This window comes from [Rhizobium] kunmingense (assembly GCF_977018605.1).
Genome location: NZ_CDRNXG010000002.1, coordinates 729,406 through 752,524 on the forward strand (window position 1 = coordinate 729,406; position 23,119 = coordinate 752,524).

Here is a 23,119-nt window from a genome sequence, read left to right on the forward strand (position 1 = left end):
AGCCGTGCCCCGTCACGCATCCGCGCGAACCGTCGCCAGCTCATCGAGGGGGGTGATCTCCGCGCCGTATTGTTCGACCGTATTGCGCACGGTCTCGGCAATTTTCACGGCGCCGTCGGTGTCCGAATGTATGAGGATGCAGTTGGCCTTGACCGGCAGTTTCTTGCCGGACATGCTGATGATCACGCCATCCTGCAGGAACGCCTTGATCCGCTCCTTGATGTCTGCCGTGTCGTGGAGAACCGAACCCGCCACCTTGCGATTGACGAGCAGGCCGTCGTCGTCATAGGCGCGGTCGGCGAAAATCTTGCCGACGCGGCGCAAGCCGATCTTTTGCGCATGACGATCCGCCGCGCTGTTGACGCCGGTGGCGACGATGATCTCGGGGTCAAACGCCTTGAAGACATCGAAGATCAGTTCGACATAGGCGGGATTGCGCTTCTGCATCATCGCAAAGGCGCCATGCGTGCTGGCATGGGAAACCCTGCTGCCGCCCACCTTGGCGATGGCCGCGAGCGCTCCCAGCTGGTAGAGCGCGCATTTCTGCATGTCGCCCGGATCGATGTCCATCGCCACCCGGCCGAAGCCGAAAAGGTCCGGAAGGCCGACATGAGCCCCTAGCGCCACCTTGTTTTCCAGCGCCAGCTCGACGCAACGGTTCATGATGACAGGATCGCCGGCGTGATATCCGCAGGCCACGTTGGCGGATGAGATGATCGACATCATCGCCCGGTCGTCGCCGAGCTTCCAGCGGCCGAAGCCTTCACCAAGATCCGCATTGATATCGATCTGCAACGCCATCGTACGCCGTTCCTTCATGGCCTTCGAACCGGAAACCATCCGGCTCCAGTGATTAGTTTTGATGCGAGGCATTCGGCCTCACGTCACCAAAGCCCGACTTGCTCCAGCCTCTGGCCTTCCGTCAAGAAAACCGCCCGTCTGGGGATTGCTGTGCTATGAGTTCAGTTATCTAATGAAAACCGGCGACATTCGATAGCTTTGAAAAAAGTCCTGAGTGATTTATTTTAGGAAATCAAAATCTCTTTAGACTGTTTGTCGCCTATAAAATAGGCATGGATATAAAGTGTGCGGCATCTGTATGTGGGTTTGCTATGAGAGATGATCTGCCGAACCTTCGGCACCTTCGGCTGGCGCTGGCAATCATTGAGGGTGACAGCCTGCGGTCGGCGGCGAAAAAGTTGAACCTGACGCAACCTGCCGCGTCGCTGGCCATCGCGGCGCTTGAAAACTTCTATTCGAGGCCGCTGTTCGAGAGACGTGCGAATGGACTGGCCAATACCGAGGCGGGTCAGGCCTTGGCGCGTCGTATCCTGCGTTGCCTGTTTTTTCTCGGAAAGGCGATCAGCGAAGTCCGCAATGACAAGGACGACGACGGGGTTTCGAAAACTCTGTCGAGCATCACGACCGCGCAACTGACCGCCATCGCCGGGATGCTCCAGCATGACAGTTTTCGGGCCGCCGCAGAATTTGCGGGTGTGCGGGCGGCGACGCTGCAGAAAGCCATCGGCGCCTTGGAAGCCGTGGTCGAACATCCCCTGACCGACAGGCACCGGTCCGGCGCGCAGCTGAATGTCGCAGGAAGGATCTTCAGCTTCTGGGCAGGTCGCGCCGTCGCCGAGCTTTCCGCGATCGCGGCCGACATTCAGGATGTAGACGGTCACGTCACGGGGACGGTTTCGATCGGGGCAATCCGCGTTTCCGCCGCACAGATCGTACCGCATGTCATTGCCGAAGTGACGAAAATCGCCCCGAGAGCCAAGTTCCATGTCATGCAGTCGAACTATCAGGTCCTGATGGAAGCTCTGAGGGGTGGAAAGATCGACTACCTCTGCAGTACCGTGCGCGACACCATCCCGCCCGATGTCGAAGGCGAAATCATCGGCCATGCACAACTGCGCATCTTTTGCAGTTCCAGTCACCCGCTGGCCCGAAAGGAGCGTATCGATCTCAAGGACCTGACGGAATGCAAATGGGTCGGTCCATCGCCCCAGACCGGCGCGGTGAAGGCTTTCCGCCAGATGTTTGAAGACAGAGGAACGCTCCCACCCGATATGACGGTCGAGACGACTTCCTCCGACGTGACGGAACAGCTCGTCAGGACTGCATTCTTCCTCGCGATCGGAAATACGATGAAACACGCGGCAACGTCGTCCGTCGGCATAAGCATCCTCGATGTCGGCGAACTCGACCTCAAACGCTCGATGTGGCTTCTATATCGGCGCGGCTGGCAGCCGACGACGCTGCAGGCGAAAATGCGCGACGCTTTCATTAGGTTTCGTCGGCATGAGGTCGCCGTGGCAGAGGATGTTTCAGAGCGATGATCGGCAAACCGCAGCATGGCGAAGGTTCGATCCTTCTCGTCGCGCTTGTCGATGAGGTCGCGGGAATTCCCAACAATGGAGAGCCGAATACGATTTTCGAGCGGCAACGCGAACATGCGCTGCCGCTCGGCAGTAGACGTTATGATCTGACCGGTGCCTCCACATCGGAAAACACCTGAACCGCATCCGGCAGTCTTGCTCCCTGAATGCCGATCGCCGAAACCGCAACATTGAGCTCCGCGATTTCCGACCGATCGAATTCAATCGCATCTGCGCCGATGTTTTCCCGCATATGTGCCATTTGCGTGGTTCCCGGAATTGGAACGATGAACGGTTTCTGCGCCAGAAGCCAGGCGAGTGCGATCTGTCCGAGGCGCGCCTGTTTGCGTTCTGCCCATGTCTTCAGCAGTTCCACGAGCGCGAGGTTGTTCGGCAGGTTTTCAGGCGCGAAGCGACCTTCGATTCCGCGGATGTCACCCTGGGCAAAGCGGGTCCGTGCATCGATTGCACCATTGAGGAAGCCGACGCCGAGCGGGCTCCAGGGCACGAAGCCGATGCCAAGTTCCTCGCAGACGGGGATCGCCCCGGTGGCGGGGCCGCGCCACAGCATCGAATATTCGCTCTGGACGGCGGTAACGGGGACAGCGGCATGCGCCCGACGCAGGGTGTTCAGACCCATTTCGCAAAGTCCCCAGTGCAGCACCTTGCCTTCATCCATAAGGTCTTTGATCGCCCCTGCAACATCCTCGATCGGAACCTGCGGGTCGACGCGGTGCTGATAGAGAAGGTCGATGCGGTCGGTCCGCAACCGCGTCAGCATGCCTTCGACAGCGCGCTTGATATGGTGGGGACGGCTGATGAGACCCGGCTTGCGTTCACCGGTAACGGGATCGATATTCCAGCCGAACTTCGTGGCGATGACGATCTGGTTGCGGAATGGCTCGACACCTTCGCCGAGAATGCGCTCGACTTCCAAAGGGCCATAGGCCTCTGCCGCATCGTAGAACGTCATGCCGTTGTCGAAGGCCGTGCGGATGATGGCGTGCATCTCGGCGCGTGTGGGGATTGTCTGCTGATAGGTACGGCTCATGTTCTGGACGCCGAGGCCAATGCTGGAAACTTCCAGCGCGCCGAGCATCCTTTTGCCGATCGGCGAGGCGCCAGGGGAGGCGGCAGGCTGTGCCGTGGTCGTCTGGGCGACCGCCGTGTCCGTAGCGGCGGCCGCGGCCAGTCCGCCAGCCGTCAGAAGCAGCCCGCGTCTGTTCAGTTCAGGTCCGTGTTTCGCTGTCATTGCGTTCCCTTTCGATGATGGAAGATGGGCCGAATTATGCAGAAGCTATCGCGACTGTTCCCAGAACCGGGCGGCATGTGTTATCCAGCCTTCCGCAGTCGTGCCGGTGCCTGTCCCGAAGCCATGGCCGACATCGGGAAACTTCCGGTACTCGACGCGAGTGCCGATCTGCCGGAGCTTGGCGATCCTGGTCTCCATGGAGGAGGGCGGAGCGATGCCGTCATCCGCTCCCACGACGGCGAATGTCGGCGGCTCGCTTCCTGAATGATCCGGATGCGCGGTATAGGCCATGACGACCGCGGCCGGCTTCGGGAGGATATCACCGCCGAACGCAGCCGTGCCATGCGATCCGATGAAGGCCGCCATCCGCGCTCCCGCGGAGCTTCCCCAGACCGAGTAGCCCTCGATGGACACATCAAATGTCCTGCGGTTCCTGAAAACATGGGAAATGGCAGCGGCGAGATCCTCCGTCGCGACCCTGCCACCCCGGCCGACGCGATACTTGAGGACGAAGACGTTGTAGCCCTGCCGGTTGATCTCCACCGCGTAGGGAAATCCCTCGTGTAACGATCCGACATAGGCAAAACCGCCGCCCGGAGAAACGATGGCGAAAGGTGCTCCGGGCCTGCCGCGAAAGTAGAACAGACCCGTGTTCTCCTTGCCCGGATCGGCGCGCTTCTCCTCGCCTGTGTAGATGTCGTAAAACACCTGCCTGCCTGCGGCGACGTCGCCGATCATTCGATTGAGCCCGCCGAGAACTGTCGCGGTATCGACGGCGCTGTGATACGGGAGCAGGCGGCCCATGTCCGTCAGGCTGCTCCCCTCGTCATAGCGCCGATCGTCCCAGGGCAGGACCTGACGAGCGTATCCAGAGAAGGCAGGATGATGCAGGATATCCCGTAGCGTGCCGTTTGCGGAAAGCTGCCGGAATTTGACGCTGTCGGCGGGTGCGGATTGCTGCCGCCCGGATCCGGCGCCCGAGGCCGCGGGATCGACGAGGAGAGGCAACGAAGCGAGCAGGGCGGTCTTCAGGCGGTTCATCGATACGCTCCCTTCGAACGGGTTCCTGCGGGCCTGACGATCGGCGCACCGGCGGGGAGAATTGTCCTTGTTCGATATCGCATCCTGTTTCCTGTCTCAGGTGAACACTTCGCCGTCGAAATTGTCCGAGACCTCGGCACGCCCATCGGCGAATATGCGGACAAACGAGAAATCGAAGCTTTCCATCAGCCGCGAGGACGAGGCGAAGAAGAGGGCGGTTGCCAGACCGTCGGCTGTCGCGGTGTCCGCCGCGATGGCCCAGGTCGCGATCACATCCCTGGCCGGGCGGCCGGTGCGTCCATCGAGGACGTGATGCAGTCCGTCGTTCCAGCACCGCCTGTTGGATGCGGACGCGCAGATGGAACGGTTCGTCAGGTTGGCAATCCCGATCACCATGCCCGCATCCAGCGGGTGTTCGAGACCCACGGACAGGGCGGCATCGCCGCAGTGCCGGATGTCGCCGCTACCGTCGACGACGAAGGCGGCGTGACCATCGGCTTCCAGCCGTGCGGCGATCCGGTCGACGAGAGCCCCCTTGCCGACCGCGCCGAAGTCGATGACCAGCGGCTTTCGCACCGTTACCGATCTCCCGTCCCTCGCCACATCCCGCCGCCAACCCGGACGTTGCCGCGCGAGGGACGCCATTGCCTCCTCGTCCGGAACCAGCGAGTAGCCGCTGTCATATCCCATCAGCTCGAGATCGCGTCCGACGAGCGGGTCGATGGCGCCGTCCGTCGCCATGTGAAGCCGGTCGTAGAGATCGAATATCGGGATCGCATCGGAGGGGAAGCCGAACGTGCCGCCACGGCTGGCCGTCGCGATCCGCGTCACGACCGAGTCGTGACGGAACCTCGAATAGACACTGTCGAAGCCTTCGACGAGATCGAGGATGTGCTCCCGCATCCTGGCATCGAGCGGAGCAGGCGTGTCGATCTCCCAGGACGTGCCTATGGCATCGAACTTGAACCGGGAAGGTGACACGCCGTCCATGTCAGAGGCCTGTCATTTTGAGCACGGCTTCGGGGAGCCGTTCGCCAATGACTTCGAAGTTATCCAGAACCGCCTTGATTTCCGCCATATCGACGGGGTTCAGTTCGACATCGACGCTTCCGATGTTCTCTTCAAGACGACGCTGCTTCGTCGTGCCGGGGATCGGCACGATCCAGGGTTTCTGCGCCAGCAACCAGGCGAGCGCGATCTGAGCGGGCGTGGCGCGCTTCCCATCCGCAATCGACGTGATCGCTGCCACCAGCGCGAGATTAGCCTCGCGGGCGTCTGCGTTGAAGCGCGGGACGAGATTTCTGAAATCCGTTGCATCGAATTTCGTGCTCGCGTCGATCTTGCCCGTCAGCAGTCCGGCGCCGAGCGGCGTGAACGGCACGAAACCGATCCCGAGTTCTTCGAGAACGGGCAGCAGTTCGGCCTCCGGATCGCGCGTGAACAATGAATATTCGCTCTGAAGCGCGGTCACCGGCTGGACGGCATGCGCCTTACGGATCGTTGCGACACCCGCTTCAGACATGCCGAAATGCTTTACTTTGCCTTGCGCGATCAGGTCCTTCACCGCACCCGCGACGTCCTCGATCGGAACTGCCGGATCGACGCGGTGCTGATAGAGGAGATCGATGCGGTCGGTCTTCAGCCGCTTCAGGCTCGCCTCTGCGACCGCCCGGATGTGCTCCGGACGGCTGTTGGTGCCGCCACGTCGCTCGCCCGTTTCGAGATCGATGTCGAAGCCGAACTTGGTTGCGATCACAACCGTGTCGCGGATCGGGGCGAGCGCCTCGCCAACGAGCTCTTCGTTCGCAAACGGGCCGTAGGCTTCCGCCGTGTCGAACAACGTGATGCCCTGATCATGGGCAAAGCGCATCAGCTTGATCATCTCGCCCTTGTCGGCAGCAGGGCCATAGGCGGAGCTCATGCCCATGCAGCCGAGGCCAAGAGCGGAGACTTCAAGATTTCCGAGCTTTCTGGTTTTCATAGTCATACTCCTGATGTCACTTGCCCACGCGGGACTGGAGGTGCGCGGGGTATCTTTCGCCGACGATGTCGATCTTCGCGAGTGCGGTGGCGATGTCCGCAGCGTCCTCCGAAGACAATTCGACAGCCGCAGCGCCAAGGTTTTCCTCAAGGCGGTGAAGTTTCGTGGTTCCGGGGATCGGGACGATCCAGGGCTTCTGTGCCAGCAGCCATGCGAGTGCGATCTGCGCCGGTGTCACACCCTTGGCTTCCGCAATCTGGGTAAGGGCGGCTACCAGGGCCTTGTTGGCCTTGAGGTTCTCGGACTGGAAGCGAGGGACGACGCTACGGAAGTCGCCGGGACCGAATGTCGCCGTCTCGTCGATCTTTCCCGTCAGGAACCCCTTGCCGAGCGGGCTGAACGGCACGAAGCCGATGCCCAGTTCCTCAAGCGTCGGAATGATCTCGTTCTCCGGCTCGCGCCAGAACAGCGAATACTCGCTCTGAAGTGCCGTGACGGGTTGTACGGCATGCGCCTTGCGGATTGTCTGTGCTCCGGCTTCTGATAGGCCGAAGTGCTTCACTTTTCCCTCCGCTATCAAGTCCTTGATGGTTCCGGCGACATCCTCGATCGGCACGTTCGGATCAACGCGGTGCTGGTAGAGAAGATCGATCACGTCGGTGCGCAGCCGCTTCAACGAAGCTTCGACCGACTGGCGTACATAGTCCGGACGGCTGTTCATGTGCTGTGCGCCATCGGGGCGCGGAAGTTCGAAGCCGAACTTGGTTGCGATAAGGACCTTGTCGCGGATCGGCTCCAGTGCCTCGCCGACCACCTCCTCGTTGGTGAACGGGCCATAGACCTGTGCAGTGTCGAAAAAGGTTACGCCACGATCATGGGCCGCACGTATCAATGCGATCGCATCCCGGGTATCCGTTGCAGCACCGTAGCCGTGGCTCAAACCCATACAGCCAAGGCCGAGAGCCGAGACTTCCAAGTCTTTTCCGAGAACACGCTTTTCCATCATTTTTCCTTTCGAATTTCATTCAGGATCCGATCAGGCCGCAGTCCTTGCTGTCTCCGGGCGAGTGCGGGGACGAGCGATGAAGACGACAGCAAGAATTAGGGTGGCGGCGATGAGTGCCGATCCGGTCTCCATCGCAACGCTTGCGCGCTGAGCCAGGCGTTCAACACCCTCGAGGCCCTGCGATCCCATTGCCGCCGCCGCGACAAGAACACCGAGGCCGAGCGAACTGCCGAGCTGGTGGGCGACGTTGACGACACCGGAGGCCGCGCCCGCCCGCTCCGAGGGCACGCGGACGATACCCGATGCCGTGAGTGGGCCTAGAGCACCGCCCTGACCAGCGCCGATCAGCATCATCGGGATGGCGAGGCCGAGGAGCGATGCCTGCTGTATGGCAAGGCTCAGCCAGATCATGCCAACGAGACCCGCCACAACACTGGTTATGAGGACGCGTCCCGCGCCGTATCTCGCAATCAGACGCGGTGCGGACATGGCGGTGATGAAGTTGACCACCGTGGTCGGTAGAAAGGCGATGCCTGCTTCGGCCGAACTCAGGCCCATGACGCTTTGAAGGAACTGCGCCACGAAGAAGTAGAACCCGACGTTTGCTCCAAGGAACAGGGCCCGGGCACCGTATGCGGCCGAGCGCTCTCTGTCGGCGAAGAGGGACAGTGGCATGATCGGCTGGCTTGCGCGGTGCTCGATGAATGCAAACACGATCAGCATGACGACACCAAAACCAACCCATGCTTCGGTCATCGCGTCGGACCATCCCGTCGATGCCGATCGAATCACACCGTAGACAAGCGCGACGATGCCGAGTGTCGAGGCGACCGCGCCACCGATATCGAAGGTTCCGGGATTGCGATCCGTCTCATGGATGAACCGTTTCGCGGCGATCATCATCGCGATGCCGATTGGCAGGTTGATGAAGAATCCTACGCGCCATGACAGCCAGTCGGCGAGAAGCCCGCCGATCACCAGGCCGAATGCGGCGGACACACCTGCGGCGGCGGCGTAGTAGGATACGGCGCGCGTCCGTTCAGGTCCGGCGTCGAAATTGGTCTGCAGAAGTGCAAGCGTCGACGGCGCGAGGATCGCCGAACCCAGGCCTTGCACGGCTCTTGCGGCGATCATGACCGCAGGGGTCTGCGAAATGCCGATTGCGAGCGACGCGAGGGAGAAGATCGTCAGCCCGATGAAGAACATCCGCCTGCGGCCGAATATGTCTCCAGCTCGTGCCCCAAGCAGCAGGCATCCACCGAAAGCCAGAGTGTAGGCGGTCGAGACCCATGAGAGACCCGCATCGCTGAACCCAAGCTCAGCGTGGATCTTTGGCAGTCCCGTCAGCACGATAGAGATGTCGAGCACGATCATTACGTAGCTGATCAGGATGATCGCAAGGATCGCGCTCTTGTTGGGTGAAGTGGAAGTGTGTTGCTGGTTCGGCATGTCGTTTTCCGTTCGAGGATCGGCAGCGCCGTCCTCCACGGCAAAGCGTCTGTTTCGATGGGATCAAGATATTCCTTGCTGACCATTCCGATTAGGGGCAGTAATCGGGATGAAGCTATAAGGATGCCTAATGAATGCCGCAGGAGAATTTCAACGATCTGGTCGCTTTCGTCATGGTGGCGCGCGAGGAAAGCTTTACGAAAGCCGCTGTCAAACTCGGCGTATCGCAGTCGGCGCTCAGCCAGACGGTGCGGGGGCTGGAGGAACGGCTCGGTATCCGGCTCCTAACGAGGACAACGCGGCGGGTCTCGCCAACGGCGGCAGGTGAGCGTCTTCTCCTGACGGCAGGTCCGAGATTCGAGGAAATCCAGGCCGAACTGACATCGCTGACTGAGATGCGGGACAAGCCTGCTGGAACAGTGCGGATTACGGCCGGCGAGCACGCCGCAATCTCCGTTCTCGCTCCGGCGCTGGACAAGTTCCTGCCGGACAATCCGGACGTGAAGGTCGAGATCACCGTCGACTACGGCCTGACCGATATCGTCGCTGAGAGATTCGACGCAGGCGTGCGCCTTGGCGAGCAGGTCGCCAAGGACATGATCGCAGTCAGGATCGGACCCGAAATGAGGATGGCCGTGGTCGGATCACCAACCTACTTCCAGCGCAATCCATGGCCCGAAGTCCCCCAGGATCTGACGGCGCATAACTGTATCCAGATCCGCATGCCGACGCATGGGAACATCCTGCAATGGGAGTTCGAGAGAGACGGGCGCGAACTCAACGTCCGGGTCGATGGACAGCTCGTGTTCAATAACGTCGCCATGCGGATGGATGCCGTCCTGAGGGGCCTCGGCCTTGCCTACATGCCGGAGGATCTGGTCGAGCAGCATATCCGGGAAGGAAGGCTCGTGCGCGTCCTTGAGGACTGGTGCCTGCCGTTTCCGGGCTACCACCTCTACTACCCAAATCGTCGGCACGCGTCGCCCGCATTCAGCCTGGTTCTTGAAGCGTTGCGGTACCGCGGATAACGCTCTAATGAACTGAATGTGATTAATAAGCTCGCCTAATGACTTCAATCGGGAATAGGCGACTAATCCGCTAGAAGGTCTTCGACTACCATTTCTCCCAACTTAATGTTGTGAGATCCAGATGCACCAAGCCTTCTTCAGAACTGCTTCCGCCTTCACATTCTCGACCCTGATTGCGGGCGCTGCTTTCGCCCAGACCGGATCGAAGCCCGAGCCGCTCGTCATTCAGGAGCAGGGCAGCTTCGCAGTCGGCGGCACGGTCAAGAAGACGGCAGGCACGTACAACAACAACGCGCCGACTGCCGAGGGTCAGTCGATCCACGGCGACCACGCATACGTCTCCTATCAGGTTCCGGAGAACGCGAAGACATTGCCGATCGTCATGCTCCACGGAGCATTCCAGTCTGCCCGGAGCTGGGAGACGACCCCTGATGGCCGCGAGGGCTTCCAGACAATCTTCCTGCGTCGCGGTTTTTCGACCTATCTCGTCGACCAGCCCCGCCGTGGCCGCGCGGGTAACAGTACCGTCGCCACGACGATCGAGCCGACGCCCTATGACCAGCTCTTCTTCGACCAGTTCCGCCTCGGCAAGTGGCCGGACTATTACCAGAACGTCCAGTTCGACAAGGGAGCGGCCGCACTCGATCAGTTCTTCCGCTCGGTCACGCCGAACACCGGGCCTTATGATGCGGGGGTGATTTCCGATGCCATGTCCGCCTTGTTCGATAAGACTGGGCCAGGAATCCTTTTCACGCATTCTCAATCCGGTGGCCCAGGCTGGCTGACGGCGATCAAGAACCCGAACGTCAAGGGCATCGTCGCGCTCGAGCCAGGGAGTGGTTTCATCTTCCCGGAAGGCGAGGTTCCCGCCGACATGCCGAGCGCCGCTGGCACGCTCAAGGGCGAGGCTGTTTCCAAGGCCGATTTCGAGAAGCTGACGAAACTGCCGATCATCATCTACTACGGCGACAACTTCCCCGTCGAACCGACGACCGAGCGCGGCCAGGACAACTGGCGCGTCCGCCTCGCCATGGCGAAGCTCTGGGTGGCGGCCGTCAACAAGCACGCCGGTGATGCAACGCTCGTCCATCTGCCGGAGATCGGCATCAAGGGCGGCACGCACTTCCTGATGTCCGACCTGAACAATGTCGAGATCGCCGATCAGGTGTCCAAGTTCCTGGCCGACAAGAAGCTCGATTGATCCGTCGCGACGTGACCGCGGCTGCGCATTCCAAAACAGACAGGAGCCAGCCAATGGCTAATGAAATCATCAATACCAGACGTCGTGAGTTTCTCGGAGCATCCGCCCTTGTGATCTCCGGCGCAATGTTGGGAGTGTCATCCATGACGACCAAAGCCGTCGCCGCCGACTACAAACAGAACCCTTTCACCCTCGTCTATGACGGTGCACTCACCAAGAACGAGCCCGGCAAAGTCAACATCCACCCGGTAAAGTACAAGCTCAACGGCCTCGATATCGTCGCCAACGTTTATACGCCGGCCGACTACGATCCAGCGAGGAAATACCCGACCCTGGTTCTGGCCCATCCGAATGGTGGCGTGAAGGAACAGACGACTGGTCTCTATGCCCAGCGTCTTGCGGAACGTGGCTTCATCACGATCACGGCCGATGCTGCCTATCAGGGCGGAAGCGGTGGCACGCCGCGCAGCACGGACAAACCACAGTTCCGCATCGAAGACATTCATGGGATGGCTGACTTCATCAGCCAATTCCCTGGTGTGGATAAGGCGCGTCTCGGTTTGTTCGGTATCTGCGGCGGCGGCGGCTATTCGTTGGCGGCCGCCAAGTCCGACAAGCGCTTCAAGGCGGTGGCGACACTCAGCATGTTCAACTCGGGGCGTGTCCGCCGCAACGGCTTCCAGGATAGTCAGATAGAGACGATCCAGCAGCGCCTGCAGCAAGCATCAGCCGCCCGTGCTCAGGAGGCTGCCGGCGGTGAGGTCCTCTATTCCGGGGATGCGAATATGACGGACGCACAGATCGCCGCATTGCCGTTCGATCTCTATCGTCAGGGCTACGAATATTACTGGCGCACAAACGCTCATCCCGGTTCGACTTTCCGATACACGACGAGCAGCCTGATGGACCTGATGCGCTGGGACGCGACCGATGAGATCGCGCTCATCGACGTGCCTTTGTTGATGATCGCGGGCGGTGCCGCCGACACTCTCTACATGACGGAGGACGCGTTGGCCAAGGCAACCGGGACCAAGAACAAGGAACTCTTCAAGATCGAGGGTGCCAAGCACATCGAGACCTACTGGGTTCCTGAATATGTCAATGCCGCTCTCGGCAAATTGAAGCCGTTCTTCGACCGCCACCTCGTCTCCGCATGACGACACGTAGGGACGGGCATACGTCAGCCCGCCCTTCGGCATATGCGCACGCCATCGCCCAAACCATTAAGAGGAAACAGACTTGACGAAACTCATCCCAGGAACACTTGCCGCAGCGATCGTTCTGGCAACCGGATTCCAACCCAGCATGGCGCAGGCACCAGTGTCGAACCTCGATTCCGCAAAGTCGCGGACACAGCAACTGATGGGCGATATCGCGCCGAAGCTGGCCGAACTGACTGACGATGTTCTCTACGCCGATGTGTGGGAGCGGCCGCAGCTTTCCCAGCGGGATCGCAGTCTGGTAACAGTCTCGGCGCTGATTGCCCTCAATCGTCCTGACCAGCTCCGATCCCATCTGATCCGCGCCAAGGCCAACGGCCTGACAGAGGAACAGCTCGTAGAGACCATCACCCACATGGCGTTCTATTCCGGCTGGCCAAGCGCAGTGTCGGCCGTGGCGATCGCCAAGGAAGTCTTTGCCGAGTAGTCCGACCAGCGCCCATCGGGCTTACGATGACAGGTGACCCATGAACATGAAGACTGTGATGACCGTCGCTTTCTCCCTTGGCGCTTTCGCCGCGCTCGCCGAACCTGACAAGGAAGTTTCGGTAACGCGGGCAGGCACGCATGCATCGACGGCCGGTCCGTCGAGCAACTTCACCGGAGCCGTCCGGGTCGACTCCCGCTTCGCCGCGACGGCACCTGCTACGGTCGGTGGCGGGACCGTGACTTTCGAACCGGGCGCGCGGACAGCGTGGCACACCCATCCTCTCGGCCAGACGCTGATCGTCACGGCGGGTGTCGGTCTCGTCCAGCACTGGGAGGGCGAAGTCCAGGAAATCCGGCCGGGCGATATCGCATGGATTCCGCCGGGCGTGAAGCACTGGCACGGAGCAACCGCCACGAATGGCATGTCCCACATCGCCATCTCCGAGTCCCTCGACGGCAAGTCGGTCGAGTGGCTGGAACACGTCACCGACGCACAATACACGCGCTGACTTGAAAGTCGTGCACCGAACGAAGAGGTTTCAATGAAGAAGATAATCGGCGGCATTGGCGGTGCGGTGATCGCAGGGCTGACGGTCCTGTTCGTTGGCATGCAGGTCCACGCGGAACCGACGCGTGCAACGATGCCCGACATAGACAAGCTCGTTCACTACACCACCGTCACACGCGGTGAGGTGACAGAGCACATCATGACGACGCGCGAGGCGATCGAGGCTGTAAAAGCTGGAATGCCTATCCCGAACGGCACCCATGTTGCCTTGGTCGATTACCGCGACGGCAAGGTGTTCCGCTACTTCATCATGGAAAAGGGGGAGAACTGGGGGCAGGACTACGACGAGAGCAGACGCACCGCGGACTGGCAGTTCCAGTGGTTCAAACCGGACGGCACTATCAACATGGATGAGAACACCGCCCGCTGTCAGCGCTGTCACACCTCACGGGCTGACAGGGACTTTCTCTATACGTTCAACGACATGCGGCGATTCGAAATCGAATGATCGTTCTCCGCCTCCGTCTTCTGCTCGATTTCCTGGCTGTCGCACTCGTCATCGCGTGCCTGGCATACTGGTGGCTGGACAACTTGTCCCACGAACTGTTCGGAACCGCACTGTTCTTGCTCGTCATCCTACACAACGTCTTCAACAGGCGGTGGTATGGTGGTTTGGCCAAGCGAAGTATGGACGCCAGCCGCATTATCAACATTTTGACGATCGCCTGTCTCGCCGCCGGCATGACGGTCATGCTGATCACAAGCTTCTTGGTTTCCCGGGATCTGTTTCCATTCACGGCTCTCAGCGGCGCCTTCGCCGTTCGGGAGATCCATATGTTCGTCGGATACTGGGTCTTGCTGATTATCTCCGTTCATCTGGGCACCCGATGGGGCGTGGTGATGAACGTGTTCCGCTCGACAGTCGGAATACAGCAATCGAACGTCGTGCGGGCATGGGCGGCACGGATCCTGACGCTGCTCGTTGTTGTCTGGGGCGTGAAAAGCTTTTCCGAGATGGCGTTCGGCTCGAAGCTGATGCTGACCTATTCGCTCGACATGTGGGATTTCAGCGAGTCCGTGATCGGTTTTTTCCTGAACTATGGATCGATTGTCGGGTTGGTTGCGGCGCTGACACACTACGCCCTGGTCGCCGTTCAGTGCTTCAGCAGCTCGGTGAATCGCCACAAGAGGGCATGACCTGATGATCGCTATGAAATCGAGATCTTCGATGGCCTTGGCGCTGCTCGCCTTGCAAACCGTTACCATGGCTTCGCCGAGCTTTGCACAGGATGCGACGACAGGCGCAGCCACGAAGCTCGCCGCGATCCGGATCACCGCAGGCGACAAGGTGATCACGGGCGAGCTGATCGACACGCAGACCTAGCGCGATCTTCTCGCGCAACTGCCAATGACCTTGCCGATGAGCCGTCTGCGCGAGCGCGAATATTACGGCCGTCCGACATCACCCCTGTCGACCGAGGCCAGAAAGCGCGAAGGTTTCGACAATGGCGATATCGGGTACACGGCGCGCAGTGGCTATCTCGCGTTGTTTTTCGACAACAGCAAGGATCCCGAGATCTCGGACCTGATCGTTATCGGGAAGGTCACCTCTGATCTCTCCGAGTTCGATGCTCTCGGCCAGTCGGTCGACATGAAGATCGAACGATCGACGGCGACGACAAATCAGTAATGCCTCGGTCGAAGGCGGTGGCGAGCCTGCAGTGCTACCGGCGCAATCGGCTGTTTCAGATATCACGAAATCAGCAATTTCAGGGACGTAATGACAGACGCAAAAATGACGGAACTTGCCGTGGGAGCCACAGGCAGTGTCGGGAACCTGGTTATCGATGAAGCAATCAAGCACGGTCACACTGTCCGGGCGCTTACTCGCAACCCGGACCGATTGTGTCCGCGTGCCGGGCTCGAGATAGTCTCAGCTGACCTGACGCGGCCTCATACTCTGGTCGGCTCGGTGAATGGTGTCGATGCCATCGTCTTTACCCATGGCACCTACGGAAGCGTCAGGGATGCGCAGGCAACGGATTATGGCGGCGTTCTGAACGTGCTCACGGCGCTCGGTGCCAGAGAAGTCCGTATCGCTCTCATGACTGCGATTGCCGTGACCGATCGCAAAGTGGCACACGACTGGAAACGCCGGGCCGAGCGGCTGGTCCGTGCTACCGGAAATCCCTACACGATCGTCCGGCCCGGCTGGTTCGACTACAACGACCGCAACCAGCAGAAACCGCTCTTCCTCCAGGGCGATAGGAGACAGTCAGGAACTCCGCGGGATGGCGTGATCTCCCGCCGGCAGATTGCCCAAGTACTGGTGAGCAGCCTGACCTTGCCCTCTGCCGCTCGAAAGTCCTTCGAACTGGTTGCGGAGCACGGTCCAGAACCTGAAGACCTGGAAGATCTGTTTGCCGCAATCGATCCGGATGCGGTCGGCGCGATCGACGGTGTCCATGATGCAGACAACATGCCTCTGAACGAGGAGCCAACGAGTTTCATTGAGGCGTTGCGTGATCTGAAAGATGCGCGGATATCAGCCGGTCACTAATGCAGACCTCAGACCACCTGCGGTTCTGACGGGGCGGAAGGCAGTACCAGTTGAGCTGCCTTCCGCCTTTATTTTCCATGGCCTGTTTCATCCAAGCGGCCTGCCTCTGACATGCAGAGGCGGTCAGCGCATCTGCAGGATCATGACCTCACTGCTTGCCGGATTGGTGTGCTCCCGCATCGCTCCGACCGTTTCGGTTGTCACCGGGCCGCTGTCATTGCCCCATGCACCACGAATATAGGTGAGAAGATCGGCAATCTCCTGGTCGGACAGATGCTCGCGGAACGGCGGCATCCGGTAGGAGTCGGGGGCTCCATTGGTGACGACACGCATGGAGCCGTTCAAGGTGATGTTGACCATGGAGCTAGCGTCGTTCGCAAGGACTGAGCTTGAACCGGCCAGAGGAGAGATCCAGATCCCTTTGCCGAGACCATCGCTGTCATGGCAGAATGCGCATCGCGTAGCGTAGGTCTGCTGACCGGGGGTACGCGATGCCGAAGATGAAACACTCAATGGCTCCGGCTTCCAGGGGGCTCCGTCGCGCTGTCGATCTCCTGGCAGGCTCTTCAGATATTTCGCGATCGCCGCGAGATCTTCTTGAGAGGTGAATGTCGTCGAATTGTTGACAACCTCGGCCATCGGGCCAAAAACGACACCGTGCCTGTTTCGACCGTTTCTGAGGTAGGCGACGATATCCTCCTCACTCCATCGGCCGAGGCCTGTATTGTAGTCGTTTCGGAGGCTCGGGACGAACCATCCGTCCAGATTGGCACCGGATAGGAAACGACTGTCGCCTTCATCAAGCGCGACTTCCTGCATGGCGGGGCCGCGGGGCGTGTGACAGGCACCACAGTGGCCCGGACCCTCGACGAGATAGGCGCCGCGGTTCCATGCCGCATCCCGAGAGGGATCGGGAGCATAGGTTTTACCGCCTGTGAACACCGTGTTCCAGAATGCCAGGGGCCAGCGCATGTTCAGCGGACTTGGAATGGAACTTGGCCTGTTCGGGGCCTCTACAGGCGAAACCTGCGTCATGAAATAATCGTAGAGCGCCTCGACATCCACGTCGCTCAGCTTTTCGTAGGAAGGGTATGGCATCGCCGGATAGAGGCGGCTGCCGTCAGGGGCAACCCCGCGGCGCACGGCGTTGTCGAATTGCGCCAGTGTATATTTGCCGATCCCGGTCTCCTTGTCCGGCGTGATGTTGGTCGCGAAGATCGACCCGAGCGGCGTGCCCATCTCGAGACCACCGGAAAACGGCGCACCTTTCGGCGTGCTGTGACAGGCAACACAATCGGCCAGTCTGGCAATGTATTCGCCTCGCTCCGCCGATACGCGTGACCGATCCGAGGCAGGTTCATCAAACGGCGTGGCAGGGATCCGTGTCGCAAACCAGAAGCCGGAGGTTCCGACAACGATAGCGCCTGCGGCGAGGCTCCATAGGATACGTTTCAATGGTCTTTTCCGGATGCTCGGGATGCCATCGACCATCTTCCACAAGTCGACCGCACCACCGGGTGGGCTTCGGGCTCAAGGGAGATACCGATAGATCTATCTGGTTGAGGCTGATGGTTGTTGTGACAGTCGGACGTCGCCTATCGGAAGGCCTGCTCGGAACCCGGCGGTCGACCGAGACGATGGTTCGACAGGGGCAGACTACGGATGCGTTCTCCGGTGAGGGTGGAGACCGCATTGGCGATCGCCGCAGGAACACCCGGAAGACCAGGTTCGCCCACACCGCCCATCTTTTCTCCACTCTCGACGATGCGAACATGGACGTTCGGCATGTCCGCAAGCCCGAGAATGGGATAAAGATCGTAATTGCGTGCCCTGGGCATCCCGTTTTCGTAGACTACCTCTTCCATCAGCGCTGTCGAGACACCGAGCGCCGCCGCAGACCTGACCTGTGCCTCGACAATCGCCGGATTGACAACGCTTCCGGGGTCGATCGCAATCCAGATGTCATGGACCACGGCCTTTTCGTTGCGCACGCTTACCTCGGAGATCGTCGCGACCTCTGACCCGAATGGCGAGGCCATTGCAACACCGCGTGCGCGTCGGGATCCGTCCTCATGGTCATAGGGACCTCTCCGCCAGCCTCCGGACAGATCCCCGACGGCCTTCAGGAGGGTGGTCAGTCGATTCTGTCCGACGAGCATCTGCATACGCCATTCGTAGGGATCCTGCCCACCGGCATCTGCCATCTCGTCGAAGAACCCTTCCGAGATGAAGTCCAGCATGGAGTGACCGACGGAACGGAAATGCCCGAGCGACACCGCGTGAGGTACAATGACATGCGCGACACGTTTGTGCGGAATAGCGTAGGCCTTCTCAACAAGCCCTTCGACGATCGTCGGATCGAAAGCTCCGGGTTTCATTCCGTTTAAGTGACCGCGGGACCCCATCCCCATCGACTCTGCCTCATAGGCCAAGGGGGAGCCGTCCTGATTGATGGCCGCTCGCATCCGGACAACAGCCATCGGGCGCATGGCATCCCGCAGGAATTCGTCCTCGCGCGTCCAAATAACCTTCACAGGCCTCTGCACCGCCTTTGCCAAAAGAATCGTCTGCTCGAACGGATTTCCGGTATTGTAAAGGAAATGGCGCCCGAAAAAGCCGCCAAGCATGGGTGAATGGACATTGACTTTCGCCGGATCAATGCCGGCTACCTTGGCCGCCGCAGTCTGGAAAGCGTCGGGAACTTGGTTCGGTGCCCAGAGATCCAGGCTTCCGTCCGCATTGAAGCGGGCGATCGTCGATGACGGCTCAAGCTGGCCATGGACCACATAAGGCGCGGTGTAGGTGGCGCTGATGACCTTGTTCGCACTGGCAAGCATGCTCGTCGCATTCCCGACGTTTTCAGCATCGATGCCAGGACCCGGTGTTGCGGCAAGTTGTGCCCTGAACCCATCCGTGGAGAAATCCGCCGGCATCGCGTTGGCCATGCCCACGGGCGCTTCTTCCCATTCGATCTGAAGCGTTTCGGCGGCCCTACGGGCGCGCCACCAGCGATCGGCGACGACACCGACACCGTTGGGCAGCGTGTGAATGGAATGAACACCGCGCATTTCCAGCACCTGTTCCTCATTGAGGATAGTGCGTGGCTGCTGACCCAGTCGCGGCGCATGGTGGATCGCCGCCAGCAGCATGCCATCGACCTTGGTATCGATCGTGTAGATGGCCTTCCCTGTCGACTTATCGCGAACATCCAGTCGCGGAATACGCTTGCTGATCCAACGGAAATTCTTCGGGTCCTTGAGTGGTGCGTCATCCGGGATCGGAAGCAACGCCGCCTCGGCGGCAAGCGCGCCATACCCTATCCGCTGGCTGCTGGCCGCATGCAAAACTTCTCCAGGTTCGGTCGTCAGTTCCGAGATCGGGACACCCAGGCGAGTGGCGGCGGCCTGAAGGAACATCTGGCGGGCGAGAGCCCCCAGCCGACGCATCGTCGCATAGCTTGATCGGACAGACAGGCTTCCTCCCGTCAGGCGAGCGCCGTTGACGACCCTGTAGTCGGGACCTGGCTGAGGGGATTCAACAGTGAAACGCGCTGGATCGAGATCGAGTTCTTCGCCGACGATCTGTGCCATCGCCGTGAAGATTCCCTGGCCGCCTTCGACGAACGGGCTCTGAAGGATTGCCGTGCCATCTGCGTTGACGGTGAGGAATGCGGGGACCCGCGTGCCCGGAGCAATCTTGGGCGCGGGTGCAGGGAGGCCCTGAGCCTTGGCGATCGACGGAGACAGCATGACACCAAGGGCGAAAGCGCTGGTTATACCGCCAAGCAGTCCGCGTCGCGTCAGGTTCAAGCCTCGGTCACCAGTATCGCCAACGGCGGGATTGAAGATCTCGGCATGGCTCATGTTGCGCTCTCCTCGCGGCCGGCGACCTGGAAAACGGCGGCGCGGATGGCGTTGTAGGTTCCGCACCGACAGAGGTTGACCATCGCATCGGCGATATCCTGATCGGACGGGTGCGGGTTGTTCGAGAGGAGGGCAGTTGCGGCCATGACCTGGCCGGACTGACAGTATCCGCACTGAGGGACTTGATTTGCCACCCATGCTTCGACCACCCGACGACCGAGATCAGTCTCCGTGATGGCCTCGATCGTGGTGATGTTTTGCCCTGCGACGGTTTCCACAGGCGTTACACATGAACGGACGGGCTGACCGTTAATCAGGACTGTACATGCCCCGCATTGCGCCAGTCCGCAGCCGAACTTGGTTCCGGTCAGACCAGCCTCTTCGCGGATGACCCACAGCAGAGGTGTGTCGGGTTCTATATCGAGGTCTTAGTCGACGGAGTTCAGTTTGAGTTGCATCGTCACCATCCTCGATTCCTGCGATTTCCGATAAGCGTCTGAGTATGTCCGACCCAAAGGGAGCGAACGTTGAGACCATCGATCGCTGAAAACTAGCAGTGTTAGGTCGGAGGCATTAGTTGGCCACTGCTGATTGAGCCTATTAGCTGGACTAATTAATCACGCTTATTTGATTAAACTCGAACTGTTGTTGTGATGAGCAGTGGATGGACGGCTTGCCACTCGATGGAATCATCAGAGAGGCGGCTCGATACGGTTCTGTAAGAAGGTGCGAGTTGGTCGGTCGCGGATGCGAAGCGTTGGTTGCAGCCGCCAGGCCGCGAGACCTTGCGCCAATCTCATCCGCGTGATTCCCCGGGGTAGGCGAGCCCGATCTGCCTTCTGATGTCGTCGAGAACCCCCATGATAGTGACACTTTCGTCCGGGGGCATCAGTATCGAAGATCCGGACGTGGCCACGAGTTGCTCCATCTCGAATGCCTGATACTGCATCCCGCGTCCGACAACATGGCTCTCGAATTCTTCTACAAGACCTCCCTGAGTGTCGATCACGCGGAAGGTTGTCGGTGCGTACCAGACATCGTCGATATCGATCCGCGCCTTTGAGCCGAATATGTGCGCGGTGTTGGACTTGCCGATATCCAGTGCCGAAACGTTCGACGAGATCGCGCCATTTGCGTGCGTCATGATCGTTACCACTTCAGCATCCACGCCTGTGTCCTTGAAGCGCGCGATTGCAGAGGTGGTCGTGGGCGGGCCGAGGATGTCGATGGCGAACGAGATCGGATAGATCCCAAGGTCAAGGAGCGCGCCGCCGCCTAGTTCGAGTGCGTTCAGGCGGTGTGCCGGGTCGTCGGGGAGCCGCTGCCTATGCGCGGCCGAAAGGGATTTCAGATCGCCGAGCGCGCCTGACGCAATAACTTCCCGGATCCGCTTCATGTGAGGCAGAAAGCGTGTCCACATAGCCTCGAGCACGATCACGTTTTTATCCTGCGCCCGGCTAACGACCTCGCGTGCTTCCTTAGCGTTCAACGTGAACGGCTTCTCGATCAGGACGTGCTTGCCCGCTTTGATCGCCAGGAGTGCCGCGGCTGCGTGATGAGGGTGTGGAGTGGCGATGTAGACAATATCTACCTGCGGGTCGGCCACTAAATTCTTGTAGGTTCCATGGGCCGATGGAATGCCGAAACGGGAAGCGAAAGCCTGCGCCTTGTCGAGAGACCTCGATCCGACGGCGCTGACGTGCAAGCCTGCCATCTTTAGGTCAGTCGTGAACAACTCGGCGATCCATCCGGTCGCTAAAATACCCCAGCCAAGCTTATTCTCCATCTCATCTCTCCTGATGTTGTCTGCAGCGAGGCCGACTCTGGCGAAATCGGCCTCGCATGTCCTGATCAGCGCGAAACTGGCTTGATCTCTTCGAACGGCGGAAGCTGCGCCTGATAGCCCTTGATATCGGTGAGAAGCAGCCTTGCCTGCGTTCCCCAGCCACCGATGAAGGCATCATCCTTGCCGTCACCGTCCAGATCGCCCTTGCCCGCACTCCAGTTGCGGCCGGTGGTGATGCCCGGCACGACGTCGGCCGTCACGTCCGTGAACTTGCCTGTGCCGTCATTCTGCCATGCCCGCGGCTGCAGAGGAACGAAGCCCGGAACCTGGATTGCGCCGACGAGAATATCCGGTGCGCCGTCGTCGTTCCAATCAAGAACGGTGCCCGCCCAGCTCGAAAACGTGTTCTTCGGCAGGCGCGCTTCGGTCTCGTCCTTGAAGCGACCCTTGCCATCGTTGATGAGAAGCCTTGTCTGCGGATCCTTGTCGAAGCCCATGTTGTTGCTGGTGATGTTGAAGAACAAGATGTCCGGGTGACCATCCTTGTTCACATCCGCGACCTTCACGTCGCGTGTCTCCATGGGAACCAGTAGCTCGATGCGTTCGGATTCGTCGGTGAATTTCCCGTCGCCGTCGTTAATCAGGAGACGGTTATCATGTGCCGGGCTTGCCAGAACCATGTCGAGATCGCCGTCGCCGTCGATATCGGCCAAAACGACACCCTCCGTCTGGTAGTCGCCTTCCGGCATGTTCGTCTCTGACGCATCGGTGAAATGCCCGGGCCGATCTTTGTCATTGAGGAAAAGGAGCGTCCTGGCCGGGCGTAGCTTCATGTCCGGTCCGTGTCCGATCTCTCCCGTGCTGCCGACGACGATGTCCGGCAGTCCGTCGCCGTTCACGTCATCGATCGCAAGTCCGTTGCCCTGGCTTCCGGCCGGAAGGCGGTCGCTTGCATCTGTGAAGCCGCCCTTGCCATCGCCGAGGTATAGCTGATGCAGCTCGTCGGATTCGGTGATGAAGACGACATCCATGTTTCCATCGCCATCGAAGTCTGCGGCGCGCACGTGCTCGCTGTCATGGATGCCGGTGCCGAACACGCCGGGCTTGTAGGTAAGCTTTCCCTTGCCGTCATTCAGATAGAGGCGGTTCTGGCCGTATTCGACGGAGACGATCACATCGAGATCGCCATCCGTATCCACGTCGATGAAGACCGAGTCCGTGGCATGGAGCGAGGCAAGTTGGGGGACATGCGTGGCCGTCGCATCGGCATAGACGGCCGAAGGGCGTTCCGGAATGAGGACATAGTCTCCTTCCATGACGGTATTGTTCGCGTTCTGTGCGAAAGATGGGATCGCGGTCATCGTTGCGAGAGCGGCAATGGCAAGTCCTGCAGGCAGGCGGTGTCGTGTCATGT

General features: G+C 60.1%; 23 protein-coding genes and 1 pseudogene. 12 read left to right on the top strand and 12 right to left on the bottom strand.

Annotated elements, in window-relative coordinates:
• Positions 1-12 precede the first annotated feature (12 nt).
• A complete protein-coding gene (locus AC0JZ4_RS21875) occupies positions 13-840 on the bottom strand; it encodes a LamB/YcsF family protein (RefSeq protein ID WP_471888585.1) in 828 nt (275 codons plus the stop codon).
• Between the two features lie 272 nt (positions 841-1,112).
• Here AC0JZ4_RS21875 and AC0JZ4_RS21880 point away from each other — a divergent pair, with 272 nt between their 5' ends.
• Entirely contained in the window at positions 1,113-2,342 is a 1,230-nt protein-coding gene (locus tag AC0JZ4_RS21880) for a LysR substrate-binding domain-containing protein (protein ID WP_471888586.1), read from the top strand.
• A complete protein-coding gene (locus AC0JZ4_RS21885) occupies positions 2,339-2,521 on the top strand; it encodes a hypothetical protein (RefSeq protein WP_471888587.1) in 183 nt (60 codons plus the stop codon). The genes AC0JZ4_RS21880 and AC0JZ4_RS21885 overlap by 4 nt, the downstream gene beginning before the upstream one ends.
• Here the strand turns inward: AC0JZ4_RS21885 and AC0JZ4_RS21890 are convergent.
• The 6 genes from AC0JZ4_RS21890 to AC0JZ4_RS21915 form a co-directional block, all read right to left on the bottom strand.
• Positions 2,482-3,633, bottom strand: coding sequence for an aldo/keto reductase (locus tag AC0JZ4_RS21890; protein ID WP_471888588.1), 1,152 nt, complete (start codon positions 3,631-3,633; stop codon positions 2,482-2,484). The two genes, AC0JZ4_RS21885 and AC0JZ4_RS21890, sit on opposite strands and share 40 nt — an antisense overlap.
• A 45-nt stretch (positions 3,634-3,678) precedes the next feature.
• Positions 3,679-4,674 carry an alpha/beta hydrolase gene (locus AC0JZ4_RS21895; protein WP_471888589.1) on the bottom strand — a complete coding sequence of 332 codons (996 nt, stop codon included), beginning with the start codon at positions 4,672-4,674 and terminating at the stop codon, positions 3,679-3,681.
• Positions 4,675-4,770: 96 nt separating this feature from the next.
• On the bottom strand, positions 4,771-5,664 hold the full coding sequence (locus tag AC0JZ4_RS21900) for an FAD:protein FMN transferase (protein WP_471888590.1): 894 nt from the start codon (positions 5,662-5,664) through the stop codon (positions 4,771-4,773).
• Position 5,665: 1 nt separating this feature from the next.
• Positions 5,666-6,655, bottom strand: a complete 990-nt coding sequence (locus AC0JZ4_RS21905; protein WP_471888591.1) for an aldo/keto reductase — start codon at positions 6,653-6,655, stop codon at positions 5,666-5,668.
• 16 nt (positions 6,656-6,671) lie between these two features.
• Positions 6,672-7,658, bottom strand: a complete 987-nt coding sequence (locus AC0JZ4_RS21910) for an aldo/keto reductase (RefSeq protein WP_471888592.1) — start codon at positions 7,656-7,658, stop codon at positions 6,672-6,674.
• A 33-nt stretch (positions 7,659-7,691) separates the two neighbouring features.
• Entirely contained in the window at positions 7,692-9,110 is a 1,419-nt protein-coding gene (locus tag AC0JZ4_RS21915; RefSeq protein WP_471888593.1) for an MFS transporter, read from the bottom strand.
• A gap of 134 nt (positions 9,111-9,244) precedes the next feature.
• On the opposite strand from AC0JZ4_RS21915, the gene AC0JZ4_RS21920 reads away from it, so the two are divergent.
• The 10 genes and pseudogenes from AC0JZ4_RS21920 to AC0JZ4_RS21965 all read left to right on the top strand — a co-directional run bounded on the left by AC0JZ4_RS21920 (position 9,245) and on the right by AC0JZ4_RS21965 (position 16,056).
• Positions 9,245-10,138, top strand: coding sequence for a LysR family transcriptional regulator (locus AC0JZ4_RS21920; protein ID WP_471888594.1), 894 nt, complete (start codon positions 9,245-9,247; stop codon positions 10,136-10,138).
• Between the two features lie 121 nt (positions 10,139-10,259).
• A complete protein-coding gene (locus tag AC0JZ4_RS21925; RefSeq protein ID WP_471888595.1) occupies positions 10,260-11,339 on the top strand; it encodes an alpha/beta hydrolase in 1,080 nt (359 codons plus the stop codon).
• Between the two features lie 53 nt (positions 11,340-11,392).
• Positions 11,393-12,496, top strand: a complete 1,104-nt coding sequence (locus AC0JZ4_RS21930; protein WP_471889061.1) for an alpha/beta hydrolase — start codon at positions 11,393-11,395, stop codon at positions 12,494-12,496.
• Positions 12,497-12,644: 148 nt separating this feature from the next.
• Positions 12,645-12,986 (top strand): carboxymuconolactone decarboxylase family protein, encoded by a 342-nt coding sequence (locus AC0JZ4_RS21935; protein ID WP_471889062.1) that lies wholly within the window; start codon positions 12,645-12,647, stop codon positions 12,984-12,986.
• Between the two features lie 40 nt (positions 12,987-13,026).
• Positions 13,027-13,497: a (R)-mandelonitrile lyase gene (locus AC0JZ4_RS21940; RefSeq protein ID WP_471888596.1), complete on the top strand. Its 471-nt coding sequence runs from the start codon at positions 13,027-13,029 to the stop codon at positions 13,495-13,497.
• Positions 13,498-13,530: 33 nt separating this feature from the next.
• Positions 13,531-14,004, top strand: coding sequence for a cytochrome P460 family protein (locus AC0JZ4_RS21945; protein ID WP_471888597.1), 474 nt, complete (start codon positions 13,531-13,533; stop codon positions 14,002-14,004).
• On the top strand, positions 14,001-14,693 hold the full coding sequence (locus AC0JZ4_RS21950; RefSeq protein WP_471888598.1) for a DUF4405 domain-containing protein: 693 nt from the start codon (positions 14,001-14,003) through the stop codon (positions 14,691-14,693). The genes AC0JZ4_RS21945 and AC0JZ4_RS21950 overlap by 4 nt, the downstream gene beginning before the upstream one ends.
• A 13-nt stretch (positions 14,694-14,706) precedes the next feature.
• Entirely contained in the window at positions 14,707-14,880 is a 174-nt protein-coding gene (locus AC0JZ4_RS21955; RefSeq protein ID WP_471888599.1) for a hypothetical protein, read from the top strand.
• Positions 14,881-14,892: 12 nt separating this feature from the next.
• A pseudogene (locus AC0JZ4_RS21960) lies at positions 14,893-15,186 on the top strand (cyclophilin-like fold protein); the annotation flags it as partial.
• Between the two features lie 90 nt (positions 15,187-15,276).
• On the top strand, positions 15,277-16,056 hold the full coding sequence (locus tag AC0JZ4_RS21965; protein WP_471888600.1) for an SDR family oxidoreductase: 780 nt from the start codon (positions 15,277-15,279) through the stop codon (positions 16,054-16,056).
• 123 nt (positions 16,057-16,179) lie between these two features.
• Here AC0JZ4_RS21965 and AC0JZ4_RS21970 read toward each other — a convergent pair whose 3' ends face one another.
• The 5 genes from AC0JZ4_RS21970 to AC0JZ4_RS21990 all read right to left on the bottom strand — a co-directional run bounded on the left by AC0JZ4_RS21970 (position 16,180) and on the right by AC0JZ4_RS21990 (position 23,117).
• Complete coding sequence (locus tag AC0JZ4_RS21970) at positions 16,180-17,295, bottom strand: c-type cytochrome (RefSeq protein ID WP_471888601.1); 1,116 nt, start codon at positions 17,293-17,295, stop codon at positions 16,180-16,182.
• 356 nt (positions 17,296-17,651) lie between these two features.
• Positions 17,652-19,919, bottom strand: a complete 2,268-nt coding sequence (locus tag AC0JZ4_RS21975; protein WP_471888602.1) for a xanthine dehydrogenase family protein molybdopterin-binding subunit — start codon at positions 19,917-19,919, stop codon at positions 17,652-17,654.
• Positions 19,916-20,338, bottom strand: coding sequence for a (2Fe-2S)-binding protein (locus AC0JZ4_RS21980; RefSeq protein WP_471889063.1), 423 nt, complete (start codon positions 20,336-20,338; stop codon positions 19,916-19,918). The genes AC0JZ4_RS21975 and AC0JZ4_RS21980 overlap by 4 nt, the downstream gene beginning before the upstream one ends.
• Before the next feature lie 377 nt (positions 20,339-20,715).
• Positions 20,716-21,705, bottom strand: a complete 990-nt coding sequence (locus tag AC0JZ4_RS21985) for a Gfo/Idh/MocA family protein (protein WP_471888603.1) — start codon at positions 21,703-21,705, stop codon at positions 20,716-20,718.
• A gap of 65 nt (positions 21,706-21,770) precedes the next feature.
• Positions 21,771-23,117: an FG-GAP repeat domain-containing protein gene (locus AC0JZ4_RS21990; RefSeq protein WP_471888604.1), complete on the bottom strand. Its 1,347-nt coding sequence runs from the start codon at positions 23,115-23,117 to the stop codon at positions 21,771-21,773.
• Between the last annotated feature and the right edge of the window lie 2 nt (positions 23,118-23,119).

Coding starts and splice junctions, on each gene's coding strand:
- AC0JZ4_RS21875 (WP_471888585.1), bottom strand. CDS start 840: ATGGTTTCCGGTTCGAAGGCCATGAAGGAACGGCGTACGATGGCGTTG.
- AC0JZ4_RS21940 (WP_471888596.1), top strand. CDS start 13,027: ATGAACATGAAGACTGTGATGACCGTCGCTTTCTCCCTTGGCGCTTTC.
- AC0JZ4_RS21970 (WP_471888601.1), bottom strand. CDS start 17,295: ATGGGCACGCCGCTCGGGTCGATCTTCGCGACCAACATCACGCCGGAC.
- AC0JZ4_RS21905 (WP_471888591.1), bottom strand. CDS start 6,655: ATGAAAACCAGAAAGCTCGGAAATCTTGAAGTCTCCGCTCTTGGCCTC.
- AC0JZ4_RS21955 (WP_471888599.1), top strand. CDS start 14,707: ATGAAATCGAGATCTTCGATGGCCTTGGCGCTGCTCGCCTTGCAAACC.
- AC0JZ4_RS21915 (WP_471888593.1), bottom strand. CDS start 9,110: ATGCCGAACCAGCAACACACTTCCACTTCACCCAACAAGAGCGCGATC.
- AC0JZ4_RS21985 (WP_471888603.1), bottom strand. CDS start 21,705: ATGGAGAATAAGCTTGGCTGGGGTATTTTAGCGACCGGATGGATCGCC.
- AC0JZ4_RS21900 (WP_471888590.1), bottom strand. CDS start 5,664: ATGGACGGCGTGTCACCTTCCCGGTTCAAGTTCGATGCCATAGGCACG.
- AC0JZ4_RS21925 (WP_471888595.1), top strand. CDS start 10,260: ATGCACCAAGCCTTCTTCAGAACTGCTTCCGCCTTCACATTCTCGACC.
- AC0JZ4_RS21910 (WP_471888592.1), bottom strand. CDS start 7,658: ATGGAAAAGCGTGTTCTCGGAAAAGACTTGGAAGTCTCGGCTCTCGGC.
- AC0JZ4_RS21895 (WP_471888589.1), bottom strand. CDS start 4,674: ATGAACCGCCTGAAGACCGCCCTGCTCGCTTCGTTGCCTCTCCTCGTC.
- AC0JZ4_RS21965 (WP_471888600.1), top strand. CDS start 15,277: ATGACAGACGCAAAAATGACGGAACTTGCCGTGGGAGCCACAGGCAGT.
- AC0JZ4_RS21890 (WP_471888588.1), bottom strand. CDS start 3,633: ATGACAGCGAAACACGGACCTGAACTGAACAGACGCGGGCTGCTTCTG.
- AC0JZ4_RS21885 (WP_471888587.1), top strand. CDS start 2,339: ATGATCGGCAAACCGCAGCATGGCGAAGGTTCGATCCTTCTCGTCGCG.
- AC0JZ4_RS21930 (WP_471889061.1), top strand. CDS start 11,393: ATGGCTAATGAAATCATCAATACCAGACGTCGTGAGTTTCTCGGAGCA.
- AC0JZ4_RS21950 (WP_471888598.1), top strand. CDS start 14,001: ATGATCGTTCTCCGCCTCCGTCTTCTGCTCGATTTCCTGGCTGTCGCA.
- AC0JZ4_RS21920 (WP_471888594.1), top strand. CDS start 9,245: ATGCCGCAGGAGAATTTCAACGATCTGGTCGCTTTCGTCATGGTGGCG.
- AC0JZ4_RS21990 (WP_471888604.1), bottom strand. CDS start 23,117: ATGACACGACACCGCCTGCCTGCAGGACTTGCCATTGCCGCTCTCGCA.
- AC0JZ4_RS21945 (WP_471888597.1), top strand. CDS start 13,531: ATGAAGAAGATAATCGGCGGCATTGGCGGTGCGGTGATCGCAGGGCTG.
- AC0JZ4_RS21935 (WP_471889062.1), top strand. CDS start 12,645: ATGGCGCAGGCACCAGTGTCGAACCTCGATTCCGCAAAGTCGCGGACA.
- AC0JZ4_RS21975 (WP_471888602.1), bottom strand. CDS start 19,919: ATGAGCCATGCCGAGATCTTCAATCCCGCCGTTGGCGATACTGGTGAC.
- AC0JZ4_RS21880 (WP_471888586.1), top strand. CDS start 1,113: ATGAGAGATGATCTGCCGAACCTTCGGCACCTTCGGCTGGCGCTGGCA.